This is a genomic window from Georgenia sp. X1117, assembly GCF_057784635.1.
On the sequence record NZ_CM173492.1, the window covers coordinates 2,859,235 to 2,876,213 of the forward strand.

At 72.9% G+C, this 16,979-nt stretch carries 16 protein-coding genes and 1 other RNA gene; 16 read left to right on the forward strand and 1 reads right to left on the reverse strand.

Annotated elements, in window-relative coordinates; genetic code table 11:
- Positions 1 to 13: 13 nt before the first annotated feature.
- The 11 genes from prfB to AC3D3D_RS13235 all read left to right on the forward strand — a co-directional run bounded on the left by prfB (position 14) and on the right by AC3D3D_RS13235 (position 11,288).
- Positions 14 to 1,120, forward strand: a complete 1,107-nt coding sequence (gene prfB, locus AC3D3D_RS13185; RefSeq protein ID WP_463662913.1) for a peptide chain release factor 2 — start codon at positions 14 to 16, stop codon at positions 1,118 to 1,120.
- A 201-nt stretch (positions 1,121 to 1,321) separates the two neighbouring features.
- Entirely contained in the window at positions 1,322 to 2,062 is a 741-nt protein-coding gene (gene ftsE / locus AC3D3D_RS13190) for a cell division ATP-binding protein FtsE (protein WP_463662914.1), read from the forward strand.
- A complete protein-coding gene (ftsX, locus tag AC3D3D_RS13195) occupies positions 2,059 to 2,973 on the forward strand; it encodes a permease-like cell division protein FtsX (protein WP_463662915.1) in 915 nt (304 codons plus the stop codon). Before ftsE ends, ftsX begins: the two co-directional genes overlap by 4 nt.
- 7 nt (positions 2,974 to 2,980) lie before the next feature.
- Entirely contained in the window at positions 2,981 to 4,480 is a 1,500-nt protein-coding gene (locus AC3D3D_RS13200) for a peptidoglycan DD-metalloendopeptidase family protein (RefSeq protein ID WP_463662916.1), read from the forward strand.
- 230 nt (positions 4,481 to 4,710) lie between these two features.
- Positions 4,711 to 6,210: a zinc metallochaperone AztD gene (gene aztD / locus AC3D3D_RS13205; RefSeq protein WP_463662917.1), complete on the forward strand. Its 1,500-nt coding sequence runs from the start codon at positions 4,711 to 4,713 to the stop codon at positions 6,208 to 6,210.
- Positions 6,211 to 6,247: 37 nt separating this feature from the next.
- The gene (locus AC3D3D_RS13210; protein WP_463662918.1) at positions 6,248 to 7,153 is read left to right on the forward strand and encodes a metal ABC transporter substrate-binding protein; all 906 of its coding nucleotides are present in this window, start codon (positions 6,248 to 6,250) and stop codon (positions 7,151 to 7,153) included.
- Positions 7,154 to 7,255: 102 nt separating this feature from the next.
- The gene (gene smpB, locus AC3D3D_RS13215; RefSeq protein WP_463662919.1) at positions 7,256 to 7,777 is read left to right on the forward strand and encodes an SsrA-binding protein SmpB; all 522 of its coding nucleotides are present in this window, start codon (positions 7,256 to 7,258) and stop codon (positions 7,775 to 7,777) included.
- 120 nt (positions 7,778 to 7,897) lie between these two features.
- Positions 7,898 to 8,265, forward strand: a transfer-messenger RNA (tmRNA) gene (gene ssrA, locus AC3D3D_RS13220).
- 163 nt (positions 8,266 to 8,428) lie between these two features.
- Positions 8,429 to 9,385: an alpha/beta hydrolase gene (locus AC3D3D_RS13225; RefSeq protein ID WP_463662920.1), complete on the forward strand. Its 957-nt coding sequence runs from the start codon at positions 8,429 to 8,431 to the stop codon at positions 9,383 to 9,385.
- On the forward strand, positions 9,382 to 10,428 hold the full coding sequence (locus AC3D3D_RS13230) for an ATP-binding cassette domain-containing protein (protein ID WP_463662921.1): 1,047 nt from the start codon (positions 9,382 to 9,384) through the stop codon (positions 10,426 to 10,428). The genes AC3D3D_RS13225 and AC3D3D_RS13230 overlap by 4 nt, the downstream gene beginning before the upstream one ends.
- Positions 10,425 to 11,288 carry an ABC transporter permease gene (locus AC3D3D_RS13235; protein WP_463662922.1) on the forward strand — a complete coding sequence of 288 codons (864 nt, stop codon included), beginning with the start codon at positions 10,425 to 10,427 and terminating at the stop codon, positions 11,286 to 11,288. The genes AC3D3D_RS13230 and AC3D3D_RS13235 overlap by 4 nt, the downstream gene beginning before the upstream one ends.
- A gap of 31 nt (positions 11,289 to 11,319) precedes the next feature.
- On the opposite strand, the gene AC3D3D_RS13240 is transcribed toward AC3D3D_RS13235, so the two are convergent.
- Positions 11,320 to 11,991 carry a GntR family transcriptional regulator gene (locus AC3D3D_RS13240; protein ID WP_463662923.1) on the reverse strand — a complete coding sequence of 224 codons (672 nt, stop codon included), beginning with the start codon at positions 11,989 to 11,991 and terminating at the stop codon, positions 11,320 to 11,322.
- A gap of 109 nt (positions 11,992 to 12,100) precedes the next feature.
- Here AC3D3D_RS13240 and AC3D3D_RS13245 point away from each other — a divergent pair, with 109 nt between their 5' ends.
- From AC3D3D_RS13245 to AC3D3D_RS13265, 5 genes are read left to right on the forward strand one after another with little or no spacing between them, the layout of a single operon-like run.
- Entirely contained in the window at positions 12,101 to 12,859 is a 759-nt protein-coding gene (locus tag AC3D3D_RS13245) for an HpcH/HpaI aldolase family protein (protein ID WP_463662924.1), read from the forward strand.
- A gap of 1 nt (position 12,860) precedes the next feature.
- Positions 12,861 to 13,664, forward strand: coding sequence for a carbon-nitrogen hydrolase family protein (locus AC3D3D_RS13250; RefSeq protein WP_463662925.1), 804 nt, complete (start codon positions 12,861 to 12,863; stop codon positions 13,662 to 13,664).
- Positions 13,661 to 14,785, forward strand: a complete 1,125-nt coding sequence (locus tag AC3D3D_RS13255) for a C4-dicarboxylate TRAP transporter substrate-binding protein (RefSeq protein WP_463662926.1) — start codon at positions 13,661 to 13,663, stop codon at positions 14,783 to 14,785. Before AC3D3D_RS13250 ends, AC3D3D_RS13255 begins: the two co-directional genes overlap by 4 nt.
- Entirely contained in the window at positions 14,782 to 15,474 is a 693-nt protein-coding gene (locus tag AC3D3D_RS13260; RefSeq protein WP_463662927.1) for a TRAP transporter small permease subunit, read from the forward strand. The genes AC3D3D_RS13255 and AC3D3D_RS13260 overlap by 4 nt, the downstream gene beginning before the upstream one ends.
- Positions 15,471 to 16,955 carry a TRAP transporter large permease gene (locus tag AC3D3D_RS13265; RefSeq protein WP_463662928.1) on the forward strand — a complete coding sequence of 495 codons (1,485 nt, stop codon included), beginning with the start codon at positions 15,471 to 15,473 and terminating at the stop codon, positions 16,953 to 16,955. The genes AC3D3D_RS13260 and AC3D3D_RS13265 overlap by 4 nt, the downstream gene beginning before the upstream one ends.
- Positions 16,956 to 16,979 lie beyond the last annotated feature (24 nt).

Below are 16,979 nucleotides of genomic sequence, written 5' to 3' on the forward strand. Positions count from 1 at the left end.
AGGATCGATCCTCGTGGCTACCGACTTCTCCTCCGAGATCGCTGACCTGCGGAGCACGTTCGCGAGCATCTCGGCCGTGACCGACCCGGACGCCCTGCGCGCCCGGATCGCCGAGCTGACCGAGGAGTCGGCCGCGCCGGACCTCTGGGACGACCCCGAGGCCGCGCAGGTCGTCACCTCCAGGCTCTCCCACGCCCAGCACGACCTCGAGCGGCTCGAGAAGCTGGAGACGAGGATCGACGACCTCGAGGCACTCGTCGAGCTCGCCGAGGAGGAGGACGACGACCTCGAGGAGGAGGCCGAGTCCGAGCTCGAGGCCGTGCGCAAGCAGTTGAGCGAGCTCGAGGTGCGCACGCTACTGTCCGGCGAGTACGACGAGCGCGCGGCCGTGGTGACCATCCGCGCCGGCGCGGGCGGGGTCGACGCCGCCGACTTCGCCGAGATGCTCATGCGCATGTACCTGCGCTGGGCCGAGCGCCACGGCTACGCCACCACCGTCATGGACACCACGTACGCCGAGGAGGCGGGGCTCAAGTCGGCGACCTTCGAGGTCAACTCCCCGTACGCCTACGGCACGCTCTCGGTCGAGGCCGGCACCCACCGCCTGGTGCGGATCTCGCCCTTCGACAACCAGGGACGCCGTCAGACGTCCTTCGCCGCCGTCGAGGTCATCCCGCTCATCGAGCAGACCGACCACATCGAGATCCCCGAGTCCGAGATCAAGGTCGACGTCTTCCGTTCCTCGGGCCCCGGCGGCCAGTCGGTCAACACCACCGACTCCGCGGTGCGCATGACCCACATCCCCACCGGCGTCGTGGTCTCGATGCAGAACGAGAAGTCGCAGATCCAGAACCGCGCGGCTGCGCTGCGCGTCCTCCAGTCCCGCCTGCTGCTGCTGCGCCAGGAGCAGGAGGCCGCGGAGAAGAAGGCGCTCTCCGGGGACGTCAAGGCCTCCTGGGGCGACCAGATGCGCTCCTACGTGCTGCAGCCGTACCAGATGGTCAAGGACCTGCGCACCGAGTTCGAGTCGGGCAACCCCTCGGCCGTGTTCGACGGCGAGATCGACGGCTTCGTCGACGCCGGCATCCGCTGGCGCCGCTCGGAGGACTCCGCGGACTGATCCGCGACGGGCGGTGCCGACAGTCGGTCCCGGTACCCGGTACCGGACGGTGGGACCCGCCCGCGGACTCGGCGCGGGAACACCCCCCTTGCGGTCCGGTCTCGGGGCGGCGTGGCGTCCACCCCCACCCATCTGCGCGGACGTACCATCCAACCGGCCAGGATCTACCTTCCCTGACACCGACACTGGCCGGATGCAGCTGTGATCCGTTTCGACAACGTCTCCAAGGTCTACAAACGGGGCGCCCGACCCGCCCTGGACGAGGCGACCCTGGAGATCGAGCGGGGCGAGTTCGTCTTCCTCGTCGGCGCCTCCGGGTCCGGCAAGTCGACCTTCCTGCGTCTGGTCCTGCGCGAGGAGCGCGCCACGAGCGGCACCGTCTACGCCCTCGGTCACGACCTCGCCCGCCTGTCCCGCTTCCGCATGCCCCGCCACCGGCGCCAGATCGGCATGGTCTTCCAGGACTACCGCCTGCTGCCGGGCAAGTCGGTCTTCGACAACGTGGCGATCACCATGCAGGTCACCGGGCGCCCGCGCCACCAGATCCTCACCGTCGTCCCGCAGACCCTCGAGCTGGTGGGGCTCTCCGGCAAGGAGAAGCGCCTCCCGCACGAGCTCTCCGGTGGTGAGCAGCAGCGCGTGACGATCGCGCGCGCCATGGTCAACCGCCCTCAGGTGCTCCTGGCCGACGAGCCCACCGGCAACCTCGACCCCGAGACCTCCACCGGGATCATGGAGCTGCTCACCCGCATCAACTCCACCGGCACCACCGTGGTCATGGCCACCCACGACGACGACCTCGTCGACCGGGCCAGGCGCCGCGTCGTCGAGCTCGTCGACGGGCGGGTCGTGCGCGACGAGGCTGGCGGCTCCTACCTCGCCGTCGTGGCGGCCGCGCGCCGCGCCGCCGGACGCGCCGAGGACGAGGAGGGCGCGGAGTGAGGCTGCGCTTCATCCTCGGGCAGGTCACCCAGGGGATCCGCCGCAACGTGGCCATGACGGTCGCCGTCGTGCTGGTCACCTTCGTTTCCCTGGTGTTCGTCGGCGCCGGCCTGCTCCTGCAGTCCCAGGTCGACCGGCTCAAGGACGACTGGTACGGGCGCGTGGAGATCTCCGCGTTCATGTGCCCCACCTCCTCGTCCAACCCGGCCTGCGCCGCGGGCGAGGCCACCCAGGAGGAGATCGACGCCGTCGCGGACCTCCTCGCCTCGGCCGACCTCGACCCCTACGTCGACGAGGTCTTCTTCGAGACCAAGGCGGAGGCCTACGAGAACTTCCGCGATCAGCTCGGCGACTCCGCGTGGTCGCGGCAGGTCACCGAGGACCAGATGCAGGTCTCGTACCGCATCCGCCTCGAGGACCCCGAGCAGTTCCGGATCGTCGCCGACGAGCTCGAGGGCCGGCCCGGGGTCGACGTCGTCATCGACCAGCGCGCTCAGCTCGAACCGCTGTTCGTCATCCTCAACCGCTCGACGGCGGTCGCGCTCGGCCTGGCCGGCGTCATGGCGGTCGCCGCCGTGCTGCTCATCACCACCACCATCCGGCTCTCGGCGCTGTCCCGCCGCCGCGAGACCGGGATCATGCGCCTGGTCGGCGCCTCGAACTGGGTCATCCAGGCCCCGTTCATGCTCGAGGGCGCGATCGCGGCGCTGCTCGGCTCCGGGCTCGCCGTCGGCGGGCTCTGGGCGGCGGTACGTTATGGCGTCGAGGGGTGGCTCGCACCGTCCGCGCCGTGGGTCGCCTTCGTCACGACCGCCGACGTCTGGCGCGTCGCCCCCATCCTTGTCCTCGCCGCCGTGCTGGTGGCCGGGGTGTCCTCTGTCGTCTCGCTCGCCCGGTACACGAAGGTCTAGGTCCCAGATGTCGACGTCCTCCACCACCTCGGTCCGCGCCGCGCGCCCGGGCCTCGCGCGGTTCCGGTACGCCTTCGCCCTGACGGCGACCCTGGCGCTGGGCACCACCCTGGTCGGTCCCGGCGCCGTCGCCGACGACGACGACCCCTCGCGCGACGAGCTCGTCGAGCAGCTCAACGCCAACGAGGAGCGCCGCGCCGAGCTCGAGCACGACCTCGAGGGCGTCTCGGCCGAGCTGGCCACCACCCTCGTCGACCTCCAGCTCACCCGGGAGCAGATCCCCGTGGCCGAGGAGGCGCTGCAGCAGGCCGAGGACGACCTGGCCGCCGCCGAGCGGCACCAGGAGCAGGTCGAGGGACGCCTCGATGTCGCCGAGGCCGAGCTCGCGGACCTCGCCGAGGAGATCGCCGAGGGGGAGAGCGCCTCGGCCGAGACGCAGGACGCGCTCGGGGAGCTCGCCCGCTCGACCTACCGAGGGGACACCGCGCCGTCGACCCTGGCCCTCATCACCGACTCGACCTCCGCCGAGGAGTTCATCGGCTCCTACTCCGTGGTGACCACGGCCGTGCGCACCCAGACGGGGCTGCTCGACCGGGTCGCCGAGCAGAACGCGACCAACCGCAACCAGCAGATGCGTCAGGACACGCTCACCCAGCGGGTCGACGACCTCAACGTCGAGGCCGTCGAGGCGGTCACGGCGGCCGACGAGCTGCGTGAGACCCGTGAGGGCGCGCTGACCGAGGTCGAGGACCTCATGGCCCTCCAGGAGGACCTCGTCGAGGAGCTCGAGGGGCGCCAGGACGAGCTCAACAGCAACATCAACGCGATCCAGGCCTCGAGCCTGACCACGCAGGAGCAGATCGCCGCGATCGACGAGGAGAACCGTCGGCGCGAGGCCGAGCGGCTGGAGCAGGAGCGGCTCGAGCGCGAGGCCCAGGAGGAGCGACGCCGCGAGCGCGAGGCCCAGGAGCGGGCCGAGCAGCTCGCCCGGGACCAGGCCGCCATCGAGCAGCAGCCTGCCGCGCCGCCCCCGCCCGCCCCGGCGCCCGAGCCGGACCCCGCCCCGTCGCCGGACCCGGCGCCGGCCCCATCGCCCGGCGCAACCTTCGTGCCGCCCGTGCCGCGGCCGTTCGTCGTCACCTCGCCCTTCGGCCCGCGCATCTACCCGATCACCGGGGGCTGGTCGATCCACCCGGGGGTCGACCTGCGCAGCGCCTGCGGGAACACGCAGACCGCCATCGCCGACGGCACCGTCACCGCCACCAACCCCTCGGCGGTCACCGGCACGAGCGGCAACCAGGTCATCGTCAACCACGGCATCGTCAACGGGCGCTCGACGGTCTCGACGTACCACCACCTCTCCGGGTTCTCGGTCACGCCGGGCCAGAGCGTGAGCCAGGGCCAGCCGATCGGGACCACCGGCGCGACCGGGAACGTCACGGGCTGCCACGTCCACCTCGAGCTGTGGCTCGACGGCGAGATGACCGACCCGATGAACTACCTCTGACGCCACGCGGACACTGACACCGCAGGCGTCCCGCTGACCGCCGCCGCCCTCCCCGCCCACCGGGGAGGGCGGCGGCGTTCTTGTCGCCCCGACACACGCGCGCGTACGCGCAGGGGGGAGCCACCCCCGGACAGCGAACGATAATGATTCGCAATAGTGTTAACGTGTGGCGTCCCTGAGGAACCACCTGGAAGGAGCCGGGCGCCGCACCCGCGGCGCCCCACCCACCGATGACACGTACCCGCACCGCCGCACGCCCCGTGCGGCCCCGCGCGCTGGCCGCCCTGGCCGCGCTCCCGCTCGTCCTGCTCACGGCCTGCTCGGGATCCGCCGACGGCGACGACGCCACCGACGCCGACAGCGTCTCCGGCGGTGACGCCGCCGAGTCCGCCACCGGGACCGACGCCGACGCGTCCGGCTCCGGCGAGGCCGGCTCCGACGAGGCCCACGCGGACGACGACCACACCGACCACGACCACGAGGGTGACGACGCCGGCGCCGCGACGGAGGCGGCCGCGGCCACCCCGCGTCTCGCGCTCACCTACGACGGCGGGATCCAGGTCCTCGACGCCACGACCCTCGAGGTCGAGGCCGACCTCCCGCTCGAGGGCTTCAACCGCCTCAACGGCGCCGGGGACGGCCGCCACCTCTATGTCTCGACGACCGGCGGGTTCCAGCTCCTTGACGCCGGCGCCTGGGCCGAGCCGCACGGCGACCATGCCCACTACTACACCGCGGCCCCCGCGCTCACCGACGTCCTGGTCGAGGCGGGGATGCCGGGCCACGTCGTCGTGCACGACGGGCGGACGGCGCTGTTCGACGACGCGACCGGTGAGGTCGTCGTCCTCGACTCCTCCGCCGTCGCCGACGACGAGGCCGAGGAGCGCAGCTACGCGACGCCGTCGCCCCACCACGGCGTCGCGGTCGAGCTCACCGACGGCTCCCTCCTCGTCTCCGAGGGCACCGAGGAGGAGCGCACCGGCATCCGCGTGCTCGACGAGGCGGGGGAGGAGATCGCCGCCTCCGACGAGTGCCCCGGTGTGCACGGCGAGGCCATGGCCGCCGACGAGGTCGTGGTCATCGGCTGCGAGGACGGCGCGCTCGTCTACCGCGACGGCGAGATCAGCAAGGTCGACAGCCCCGACGACTACGGGCGGATCGGCAATCAGGCCGGCAGCGAGGCCTCGCCGATCGTCCTGGGCGACTACAAGAGCGACCCCGACGCCGAGCTCGAGCGCCCCACGCGCGTGAGTCTCATCGACACCCGCACCGACGAGCTCACGCTCGTCGACCTGCCGGCCAGCTACTCCTTCCGGTCGCTCGCCCGCGGCGACGACGGCGAGGCACTCGTGCTCGGCACCGACGGGCAGCTGCACGTCATCGACCCCGAGTCCGGCGAGATCGCCGCCTCCTACCCCGTGGTCGAGCCCTGGGAGGAGCCGGAGGAGTGGCAGGAGCCGCGCCCGACCGTCACCGTGCTCGACGGCTCGGCCTACGTCACGGACCCGTCGACGAGCACCATCGTCGCCGTCGACATCCTCACCGGCGAGATCTGGGCCGAGGCCCAGCTCGACGTCGAGCCGAACGAGCTCGCCGCCGTCAGCGGCGACGTCGAGGACGGCTCGACCGAGTTCGGCGAGGGCGACGACCACGAGGGCCACGACCACGGCGACGAGGGCGACGACCACGGCCACGACCACGGGGACGAGGACCACGACCACGACCACTGACGCCCCGCGACCGACCCCTCATCACTGACGGAGAACCATGCGTACCACCTCCCGCACCGCCCGCCTCGCCGCCCCGGCCCTCCTCATGGCGGTGGCGCTCGCCGGCTGCACCGACACCGGCTCGGACGGTGCGGGAGGCGGTGACGACACCGACCGCATCGAGGTCCTCGCCACCGTCTACCCGCTGGAGTTCGTCGTCGAGCGGGTCGGCGGTGACCGGGTCGACGTCGACAACCTCACCCCTCCGGGTGCCGACCCGCACAGCCTCGAGCTCTCGCCCGCCGAGGTGTCCCGCCTGGAGGGGGCGGGGCTCGTCGTCGTCGTGCCCGGTCTGCAGGCCGCCACGGACGAGGCGCTCGAGGTCACCTCGCCCGACCACGTCCTCGACGCCGCGACGGCGGCCGGCCTCGAGGAGTCCGTCATCGGCGCGGACCCGCACTTCTGGCAGGACCCCGAGCTCATGGCGAACGTCACGCACGGCGTCGCCGAGGAGCTCGCCGCCATCGACCCGGACCACGCCGACTTCTACGCCGCCGCCGCGGACACGCTGGCCGAGGAGCTCGACGCGCTCGACGCCGACTACCGCGAGGGCCTCGCCTCCTGCGCCGGTGCCACGCTGGTCACCTCCCACACCGCCTTCGGCTACCTCGCCGAGCGCTACGACCTCGAGCAGGTCGGCATCAACGGCATCGACCCCGAGGTCGAGCCCCCGCCGGCGCGAATCCGCGAGGTCGCCGAGATCGTCGCGTCCGAGGACGTGCACACCATCTACTTCGAGGTGCTCACCGGCGAGGACGTCACCCGGGCGCTCGCCGACGAGGCGCAGGTCGACACCGCGGTGCTCGACCCGATCGAGGGACGCACCTCCCCGGACGCCGACTACCTCGACGTCATGCACGCCAACCTCGAGGCCCTGCGCACGGGCCTGACCTGCACCGGATAGGTGACCTGCGCGACGTCGACGATTCCGCTGGACACCGCTCGGTAGACTCGGTCCTCGGCCCGGACGGGTCGACACCCCAGCAGCGGCGGACGGAGGTCGGTCATGAGCAGGATGAGCAGGGCGGCCGGCAAGCCGACCGCGGCGGAGCGCGCCAAGGAGGCGGCCGACGCGAAGAAGGTCGTCGCCCGCAACAAGAAGGCCCGGCACGACTACCACATCGACGAGACCATCGAGGCCGGGCTCTCCCTGTGGGGGACCGAGGTCAAGGCGCTGCGCGCCGGGCGGGCCTCGCTCGTCGACGGCTGGGTCGAGTTCGAGCGCGGCGAGGCCTGGCTGCGCGACGTGCACATCCCCGAGTACTCGCAGGGGACCTGGACCAACCACGCCCCGCGGCGCCGACGCAAGCTCCTCATGCACCGCAACCAGATCGACAAGTGGGCGGTCGCCTCGCGCGAGAAGGGGCACACCGTGGTCCCGCTCGAGCTGTACTTCGTCGGCGGTCGGGCCAAGGTGGCCGTCGCACTGGCCCGCGGCAAGCAGGAGTACGACAAGCGCCAGACGCTGCGTGAGCGGCAGGACGAGCGCGAGGCCCGACGCATGATGAGCCTGCGCAACCACGGCTGACCTGCCGACAGCTGCTGGACCGGGAATGTCCTCGCGCGGCGCGACGTTGGACGCGTATGATGGGACGTCGCACCACGGCAACCCGGGAGACCGGACCGGCGGTGCGGGTACAACTCAACAGGGGATGATCGGTTTCGACGACGGTCGTGCTTCCAGGAGAAGCGGGTAGAGGATGCAGAGTTATCTCTTTAACGCCCTCTGCAAACCAATAGGTGCCGATTCCAAGCGCACCGACTTCGCCCTCGCCGCCTGAGCGAGCCTCGAAGTCCGTCAGCCCGGGCTAGCTCTCGACCCGGTTCCTGGCGTCATCTAGAGAGCCACTGCTCGTAGCCCTCGTCAGCGGGGCTGCGGGAACACTCAGTTGACTGAGCCCGTCAGCAGCTTGTCCGTGTGACTGCTGGGGCCGAGAAAATCAGCAGCGGACTGCACCCGGAGAAGTCCTGTTCTCACGCCGTCGGACGCGGGTTCGATTCCCGCCATCTCCACAGATGATCTGCCCGGACCCTCGTGGGTCCGGGCTTTTCGTCGTCCTGGCCCAGGCATCCACCCTGAGGCGACGGCCCGTCCACCGGAATGAGTACCGGGGTAGGGGTACCTGGTGGTTCCCCTGGGTGACGCGCAACGGGTAGTGCACTCTCTAACGTTCCGGTCATGACGACAACGGTCCTCCCGCGGCCCCTTCCCGAGCCGGCCCCCGCGGCCCCGACGGACACCGGCCGCAGCGCGCCCCCGCGGCCCCGCCTGCTCGCCCGACCGGGCACCCGGCGCCGGCCCCGTGTCGCGGCGACCCCGCTGGACTACACGCCGCAGGAGATCGACGGCCGCCTCTTCCTCGCGCTCGACCCGCCCGGCGGGGCGCGCGTCGTCGAGGTGATCGGTGAACTCGCCACCGCGGACCACGTCGCCGTCGTCGTCCCGGGCAACGGCCACCACCAGCGCAACTACTTCACCGCCCGCGCCCCGCTCGGCGCGCGCTTCCAGGGCCTGGCCGTCCTGCGCACGATGCAGGCGATCGACCCCGAGGCGCGCGTCGCCGTCGTCGTCTGGGTCGGGTACCACACGCCGCCGGGGATCGCCGCGGCGGCCTGGAACCGCCCGGCGCGCGAGGGCGCCGGCGACCTCGCCCGCCTCACCCACGTCCTGCCGCGCTCGGCCCACCTCACCCTCATCGGGCACAGCTATGGTGCCACCGTGTGCGGGCTGGCGCTCGCCGACTCGCGGGCGCAGGACTGCGTCGTGCTCGGGAGCCCTGGCATGGGCGTGTGGCGCCGCGGCGAGCTCGGCGACCGGGCCCGGCTGTGGGCCGCTCAGGCCGAGCCCGACTGGATCCGCTTCTTCCCGCGCGTGCGTCTCGCCGGCCTCGGCCTGGGGCGCGGCCCCCTGCACCCCGAGCTGGGCGCCCGTCGCGTCGCCGCCGGCTCGATCACCGGCCACCTCAGCTACTACGTCGACCACAGCGAGGCGCTGCGCAACGCCGCCCGGATCGCGCTCGGCCGCTACGACGAGGTGACCGCCGCCGGGCTCCCCGCGCGTGAGATCACAGCGCCCGCCGGGACGGGTCCCGTCGTCGACACCACCTTCGACGTCGCACCGGTGGTCCTGCGATGACCGCCGCCGAGGAGACCGCGCCCGTCGTCGTGGCGCGCGAGGTGCGCAAGAGCTTCCCCGGCACCGGGGCCGCCCTGGACGGGCTGGACCTGACCGTCGCCGCCGGCACGGTGCACGGCCTGCTCGGGCCCAACGGCGCCGGCAAGACGACCGCGGTGCGGATCCTGTCCACGCTGCTCGAGCCCGACTCCGGCCGCGTCCTCGTCGCCGGGCGGGACGCGGTCACCGACCCCGCCGGCGTGCGCGAGCGCATCGGGATGGCCGGGCAGTACGCCGCCGTCGACGGGATCCTCACCGGCCGGCAGAACCTGGTGATGTTCGCCCGCCTGCACCACCTGCGCCCCCGCGCGGCCCGCGCCCGCGCCGAGGAGCTGCTCGAGCGCTTCGACCTCACCCACGCCGCCGACCGGTCGGTGCGCGGCTGGTCCGGCGGCATGCGTCGCCGTCTCGACCTCGCGGTCAGCCTCATCCGCGGACCGCGCGTGCTCTTCCTCGACGAGCCCACCACCGGCCTGGACCCCCGCAGCCGCAGCGAGGTGTGGGACGCCGTGCGCGACCTCGTCGCCGGCGGCACCACCGTCCTGCTGACCACCCAGTACCTCGAGGAGGCCGACCGCCTGTGCTCGACGATCTCCGTCGTCGACCGCGGGCGGGTCGTCGCCGAGGGCTCCCCGGCGCAGCTGACGTCCCTCGTCGGCGGCAGCCGCGCGGAGATCACCGTCCCCGCGGGCCGCGACCTCACCGCCGTCGCCGGGGTGCTCGGGCGCGCCCTGGGCACACCGCCCGACGTCGACCCGGGCACCCGACGCGTCGGGCTTGCTCTCGACGGTGGCACGGACGACCTCATCCGCCTCGCCCCCGCCCTCGACGACGCCAGCATCGAGCTGAGCGACGTCACGGTGCGCCGCCCCGACCTCGACGAGGCGTTCCTGCACCTGACCGGCCGGCGGGCGGCCGCCGCAGGGGACGACGCGGGCGCCGGTGCTGGGGCCGGTGCCGGGGCCGAGGCCGTGGACGACCGACCCGAGGAGGCGCTCCGATGAGCGAAGGCACGGCACCGACGACCACCGTCGCCGACGTGGCGACGCCCGGGACCGGGCACGCCGACGGGCTGCGCTGGGCGGCCGCCGACACCTGGGTGCACGCCGCCCGCCACCTGCGCCGCCTCGTGCGCCGCCCCGACGAGCTGCTCAGCACGCTGCTCGTACCCGTCATGGTCGTGGCCATGTTCGGGCTCGTCCTCGGCGACGCGCTCGGCAGCGCCGGGGGAGTGCCCGGCGCGAGCTACGGTGACTTCCTCCTGCCCGGCGTCTTCGCCCTGACCATGGCCTTCGGCATCGGCTCGACGACGATCGCCGTCGCCGCCGACGTCCGCGACGGGATCCTCGACCGGATGCGCACCCTGCCGGGCGCCACCGCCACCGTGCTGGCCGGCCGGGCGGTGGCCGACCTCGTCGTCGCCGTCGTCGAGCTGGGGATCCTCATGGCGCTCGGCCCGCTCGTGGGCTGGCAGGTGCACGGCGGCCCGGCGGCGGCGCTCGCCGCGGTGGGGCTGCTGCTCCTGCTCCGCGCGGCCTTCTCCTGGATCGGGATCGTGCTGGGCCTGCTCGTCAGCGGCCCCGAGGCGGCGATGAAGTACTTCGCGCTCGTCTTCCCGCTCGCGATGGTGGCCGACACCGTCGTCCCGACGAGCACCATGCCGGAGTGGCTCGCCGGCCCGGCCGCCTGGAACCCGCTCTCGGCGACCGTCGTGGCCGCCCGCGACCTGTTCGGCAACGCCTCGGCGGCGACGTCCTCGTGGGTTGCCGAGCACGCGATCCTCATGGCCGTGCTCTGGCCGGCGCTCATCGTCGGGGTCTGCGTGCCGCTGGCCGTGCGGCTGCTGCGCCGCGCCGGTAGCTGACGGTGGAGGGGGCGGACCCCCGGGAGAGAGGTCAGCGCCCGAAGGCCTGGACGAGCTCGGGGACCTCGCGCAGGTGCGTCGCGAGCGTGCGGGTGGCCGCCTCGGCGTCGTGCGCGTCCAGGGCGGCGATGAGTTCGCGATGCTCGCGCGAGATCGTGTCGTAGCGCCCGGGGGCCGTGGTGATCGTCCGCACGGCGAGCCGGATCTGCCGCGAGCGCAACGACTCGTACATCTGGGTGAGCACGTCGTTGCCGTTCCACCGCACCAGCCGCGCGTGGAAGAGCTGGTCCAGCCGTGACGACTCGTTCCAGCTCCGGGACGCGGCCGCGGCGTCCATCTGGTCGGCGATCTCGGTGAGCTCGGGCGGCGCCCCGAGGCGCCGGGCGCAGATGCTGGCCACGGCATGGGACTCGACGACGTGCCGGGCCTGGTACACCTCGCCCATCTCCCGGGCGTTGACCACCCGGACCTGGGCGCCCCGGCGCGGGACGAGATCGACGAAGCGTTCGGCCTGGAGCCGCTGGAGCGCCTCGCGCACGGGCGTGCGAGAGGTGCCCACGCGCTCGGCCAGGGCCACCTCCTCGACGAACTCGCCCTCGGTGAACTCCCCGGACAGGATCGCCTCGACGATCTGGTCGTAGGCGCGGTCCCCGGCGGGGCGGCGGCGCCGTGCGCCCCGCTGCGTCCCGTCCTGCCTCGACATGGCGACGAGCATAGCGTTTGCACGCCAGATACACGCCATGTATACATGGCGTGCACTTGGTACCCGGGAGCCGTCGCTGCCGCCCGGGCACCTCCGACGAAGGAGGACGATGAACACCCCGAAGCACCCCCACCACGCCGTCTGGCTCACCGAACCGTCGACGGCCGCCGTCGAGATGGCCCGGATCGCCGGCGCCGACACGATCGTGCTCGACATCGAGCACGGGCTGTTCGACCTCGCCGCGCTCGACTCCCTCATCCCCTTCATCCGGGCCACCGGCATGCGCGTCATCGCCAAGGTGCTCGGGCCCGAGCGGGGGCCGATCCAGCAGGCCCTCGACTTCGGCGCCGACGCCGTGGCGATCCCCCACATCGAGTCCGCGGAGCACGCCGCCCGGGTGTGCGGCTACGCGAAGTTCCCCCCGCTGGGCGACCGGTCCTTCGCCGGTGGGCGCACCTCGGCCTACCGGGGCTTCACCGACGAGTGGGTCACCGCCCAGGACACCGGCACCGCCTGCTACCCGATGATCGAGGACGCCTCGGCCTTCGAGTCGGTCGAGGAGATCCTCGCCCTGCCCGTCGTCGACGGGGTGTTCGTCGGGCCCTCCGACCTCTCGCTGCGCCGCGACCGCGGGGCGTACTCCGTGGACGAGGCCGATCTGGCCGACATCCGGGCCGTGGCCCGGGCCGCCGCGGCCGCGGGCAAGCCGTGGGTGCTGCCGGCGTGGAGCCGCGCCGAGCAGGAGCTCGCGGTCGCCGAGGGCGCGGACACGATCGTCGCCGTCATGCAGTACGGGGCCATGCTGAACGGCTTCACCACCACTCTCGACGCGCTGCGCGAGATCGAGTCCACCGCAAGGAGCAACTGACATGACGCTGAGCGCCGCTGTCGTCCAGATCGCACCCGGCCTGGACGTGGACGCCAACCTGAGGACCATCGAGGGCCACCTGCGCGCCGTCGCCGAGCAGGGCGCCCGCCTCGTCGTGCTGCCCGAGTACGCCGTCTTCACCGCCCCGGCGATGGACGAGCGCTTCGTCGACAGCGCCGAGCCCCTGGACGGCCCGACCGTCACCCGGCTCGTCGAGATGGCCACCGAGCTCGACCTCACCGTCGTCGCCGGCGTCAACGAGACCGCCGGCGAGGGGCGCATCCACAACACCCTGGTCGGCATCCAGGACGGCGGTATCGCCGCCGTCTACCGCAAGGTCCACCTCTACGACGCCTTCGGCTACCGCGAGTCCGACCGGGTCGACGCCGCCGACCCCGCCGAGCCCCAGCTGCTCACGGTCGACGGCTTCACCGTCGGCATGCAGACCTGCTACGACCTGCGCTTCCCGGAGACCTCCCGGACGCTCGTCGACGCCGGTGCCGACGTGCTCGCGCTGCCGGCGGAGTGGGTCCCGGGCCCGCTCAAGGAGTACCACTGGAACACGCTCCTGCGCGCCCGGGCCATCGAGAACACCGTCTACGTCCTCGCCGCCGACCAGTGCGCCCCCACCGGCGCCGGGAACAGCGTGGTGCTCGACCCGATGGGCATCGCGCTCGCCGGCGTCGGCGAGGCCCCCGGCACCGCCGTCGCCCGCCTCGAGCGCGCCCGCCTCGACCACGTCCGCACCGTCAACCCGGCACTCGAGCTGCGCCGTTACGAGGTGCGCCCGCGGGAGGCACGGTGACCGGCCGGGCACCCGCGCGCCGCCCCCGCCCGCCCTGGCGTGGTCGCCGCGCGCGCGGCGTCGCCGGCGCCGTCGCCGTGGCGAGCGTCGCGCTGGCCGCCTGCGGCACCAGCGACGGCGCGGAGGAGACCTTCGTCCTCCACTACACGACGTACTCCAACTCCACCTCGGACCAGAGCCGCACCGTCCAGCGCTGGGCCGAGGAGGTCGAGGAGCTGACCGACGGCGGCGTCCAGGTCGAGTTCCACTACTCCGAGAGCCTCGTGGGGGCGGACGAGTCCGTCCAGGCCACGCTCGACGGCCGCGCCGATCTCGCCCAGGTCGGCTCCCTGTACGCCGCCTCGGACCTGCCGATGTACACCGCCGTCGAACTGCCGTTCGAGACCGACAACCCCGAGGTGCACATGCGCACCATCGCGCGGATGCACGAGGAGAACGACACCTACCGGGAGGACTTCGCGCGACAGGGCGTGCGCCAGCTCTTCCCGCTCCCGCTCGGCAGCGCCGTCGTCGGCCTGCAGGAGCCGGTCGAGAGCCTGGGCGACCTGTCCGGGCACAGCATCCGCGCCGGCGGCCTGACCGCCGAGGTGATGCTCGCGGCCGGGGCCAACCCGGTGGCGATGACCGCCACCGACGTCTACGAGTCCATGGAGCGTGGCGTCATCGACGGCTACACCTCGCTGGGCCTGGCCAGCCTGCCCACCTTCGGGCTCGCCGACACCACGCCCTACGTCCTCGACCCCGGGATCGGCGTCTACGGCTCCTCGATCGTCGTCATCAGTGAGGACCTGTTCCAGGACATGCCCGCCGACTATCAGGACGCGATCCTCACCGCCTCGGAGCACGCGATCGACAACGGGCTCGAGGAGATGGACGTCCTGGGTGACGAGTCCTGCGCCGACCTGGTCGCGAACGGCACCGAGATGAACCGCCTGCCGGACGGGGACATCGCCGAGTGGCGGGACGCCGCGGGGGCCGACGCCGACTGGGTCGCCCGCCAGGAGGAGCGCGGCTACGACGCGCAGGCCGTCCTCGAGGACTACCGGCGCATCGTCGCCGAGGAGACCGAGGACTCCTCCTACGCCGACCCGATCGTCCGGTGCATGGAGGAGAGCCAGTGACCGCGCCTCGGCTGCCCCGCCCGCTGACGAGGTTCAGCGCGGGCCTCAGCGTCGTCGCCGGCCTGCTGCTGCTCGTCCTGGCCGGCCTCACCGTCGCCGACGTCCTCGGCCGCTCGCTCGCCGACCGGTCGATCGTCGGCACCGTCGACATCTCCACGCTGCTGCTCGTCGGCGTCGCCTTCCTCGGCCTGGCAGCCGCGGAGGTCGACGGCCGCCACGTCGACGTCGACCTCGTCGAGGCCCGGCTGCCGCGCACGGCGCGCGTCGTGCTCGCCGTCGTGCGCTGCGTCCTGCTCGTGGGACTCGGCGCCGTCCTCGTCTGGGGGCTGACCGAGACCCTGGTCAGCGCCTACGACCGCGGCGAGACGACGAACGACATCCTTCGGCTGCCCACCTGGCCGGCGAAGCTCGTGCTGGTGGTCACCTTCGCGCTGTTCTTCGTCACCGCGGTGTGGAAGACCGTGCACGACGTGCAGGTCCTGCGGCGCGGCGAGGACCTCCCGCCCGCGTGGGCGGACCAGGTCGTCGGCGACGTCGTCGCACCGACCGAGGGTGACCCCGCCCAGGGCGACCCGACCGAGGGCGACACCGCCCAGGGCGACCCCGCCCAGGGCGACCCCGCCCAGGGTGACCCCGAGCCCGGCCGCGTCGCGGCAGCGACGACCACGACCGAGGGAGACAGGCAGTGAGCATCGAGAACCTGGTGGCCCTGTTCGCGGTCATCGTCGTCTTCCTGGCGCTGCTGGCGATCAGGTTCCACGTGGGCCTGTCGCTCATGGCCGCCGGCATGGTCGGCGTCATCATGCTGCGCTCCACCGACGCCGCCGTGAGCACGGTCGCCAGCCAGCCCTACTCGGCCTCGGCCGACTACTCGTTGACGATCATCCCGCTGTTCATCGTCATGGGCGTCTTCGCCGTGCACGGCAGGCTCGCCGCCGCGGGCTTCGACGCCGCCTCACGCCTCCTGCGCCGGCTCCCCGGCGGGACGGCGCTGGCCTCGCTGGCCGGGTCGGGCATGTTCGCCGCCGTCACCGGCTCCAGCGTCGCCACCGTCGCCACGATGGCGCGCGTCTCGACCGACGCCATCGTCAAGGCCGGGCACGGCATCAAGCTGGCGGCGGGCGTCGTCAGCGCCGGCGGCACCCTCGGGGTGCTCATCCCGCCGTCGATCGTCCTCGTGCTCTACGGCGTGGTCACCGAGGAGAGCATCGGCCAGCTCCTCCTGGCCGGGATCGGCCCGGGCCTGCTGACGATCCTCGTCTACGCCGTCACCATCGTCCTGCTCGTCATGGCGGCGCAGCGGAAGAAGGCCCGCCGCGCGGTGCCGGTCGCGGCCGGTGCCGGCGTCGGGGGTGGCACCGGCGAGAGCCAGGGCGCGACCGCCGACGACGGGGTCCCGGCGGCGGGCACGACCGCCGTCGAGGCCACGACCACCGACGACGGCGCAGGTGCCGACGACGCTGCGGGTGCCGATGACACCGCAGCCGGGTCGGACGCGCCCGGCAGCGGGCGCGCGGACTGGGCGGGCACCGCCTACCTCGCGATCATCTTCCTGGTGTCCATCGGCACCATCTACGCCGGGGTCGCGACGCCCACCGAGGCGGCGTCCTTCGGCGCGCTGTCCGCCCTCATCATCCTGCTCATCCGCACCCGACCTCCGCGCTGGCTCACCGTGGTCAAGGAGTCGGTGACCGAGGCGGTCGGGCTCACGGCGATGACCTTCCTGCTCATGGCCGGTGCCGGGGTGTTCACGTACTTCCTGGCGCTCTCGGGGGCGAGCAGCGCGCTCGTCGAGGCCGTGGTCTCGGCGGACCTCTCGCCGTACCTGGTGCTCGTGCTGTGCCTGGTCCTGCTGCTCCCGCTGGGCATGTTCCTCGACGGCATCTCGATGATCCTCGTCGCCGCCCCGCTGCTGCACCCGATCCTCACCGAGTACGGGTTCGACGGCATCTGGCTGGGAATCCTCGTGGTCAAGGTGGCCGAGATGGCGCTCATCACCCCGCCCGTGGGCATGAACGCCTTCGTCTACTCCGGGGCCGTGCCCGAGGCCGGGCTGGGACGGGTGTTCCGCGGGATCGTCCCGTTCATCGTCGCCGACGTCGTCGTGGTCGCGATCCTCATCCTCGTGCCCGACATCGTCACCTTCCTGCCCGAGATGGGCAACGCCTAGCGGGCAGGGCGCGGGCCCCGACGA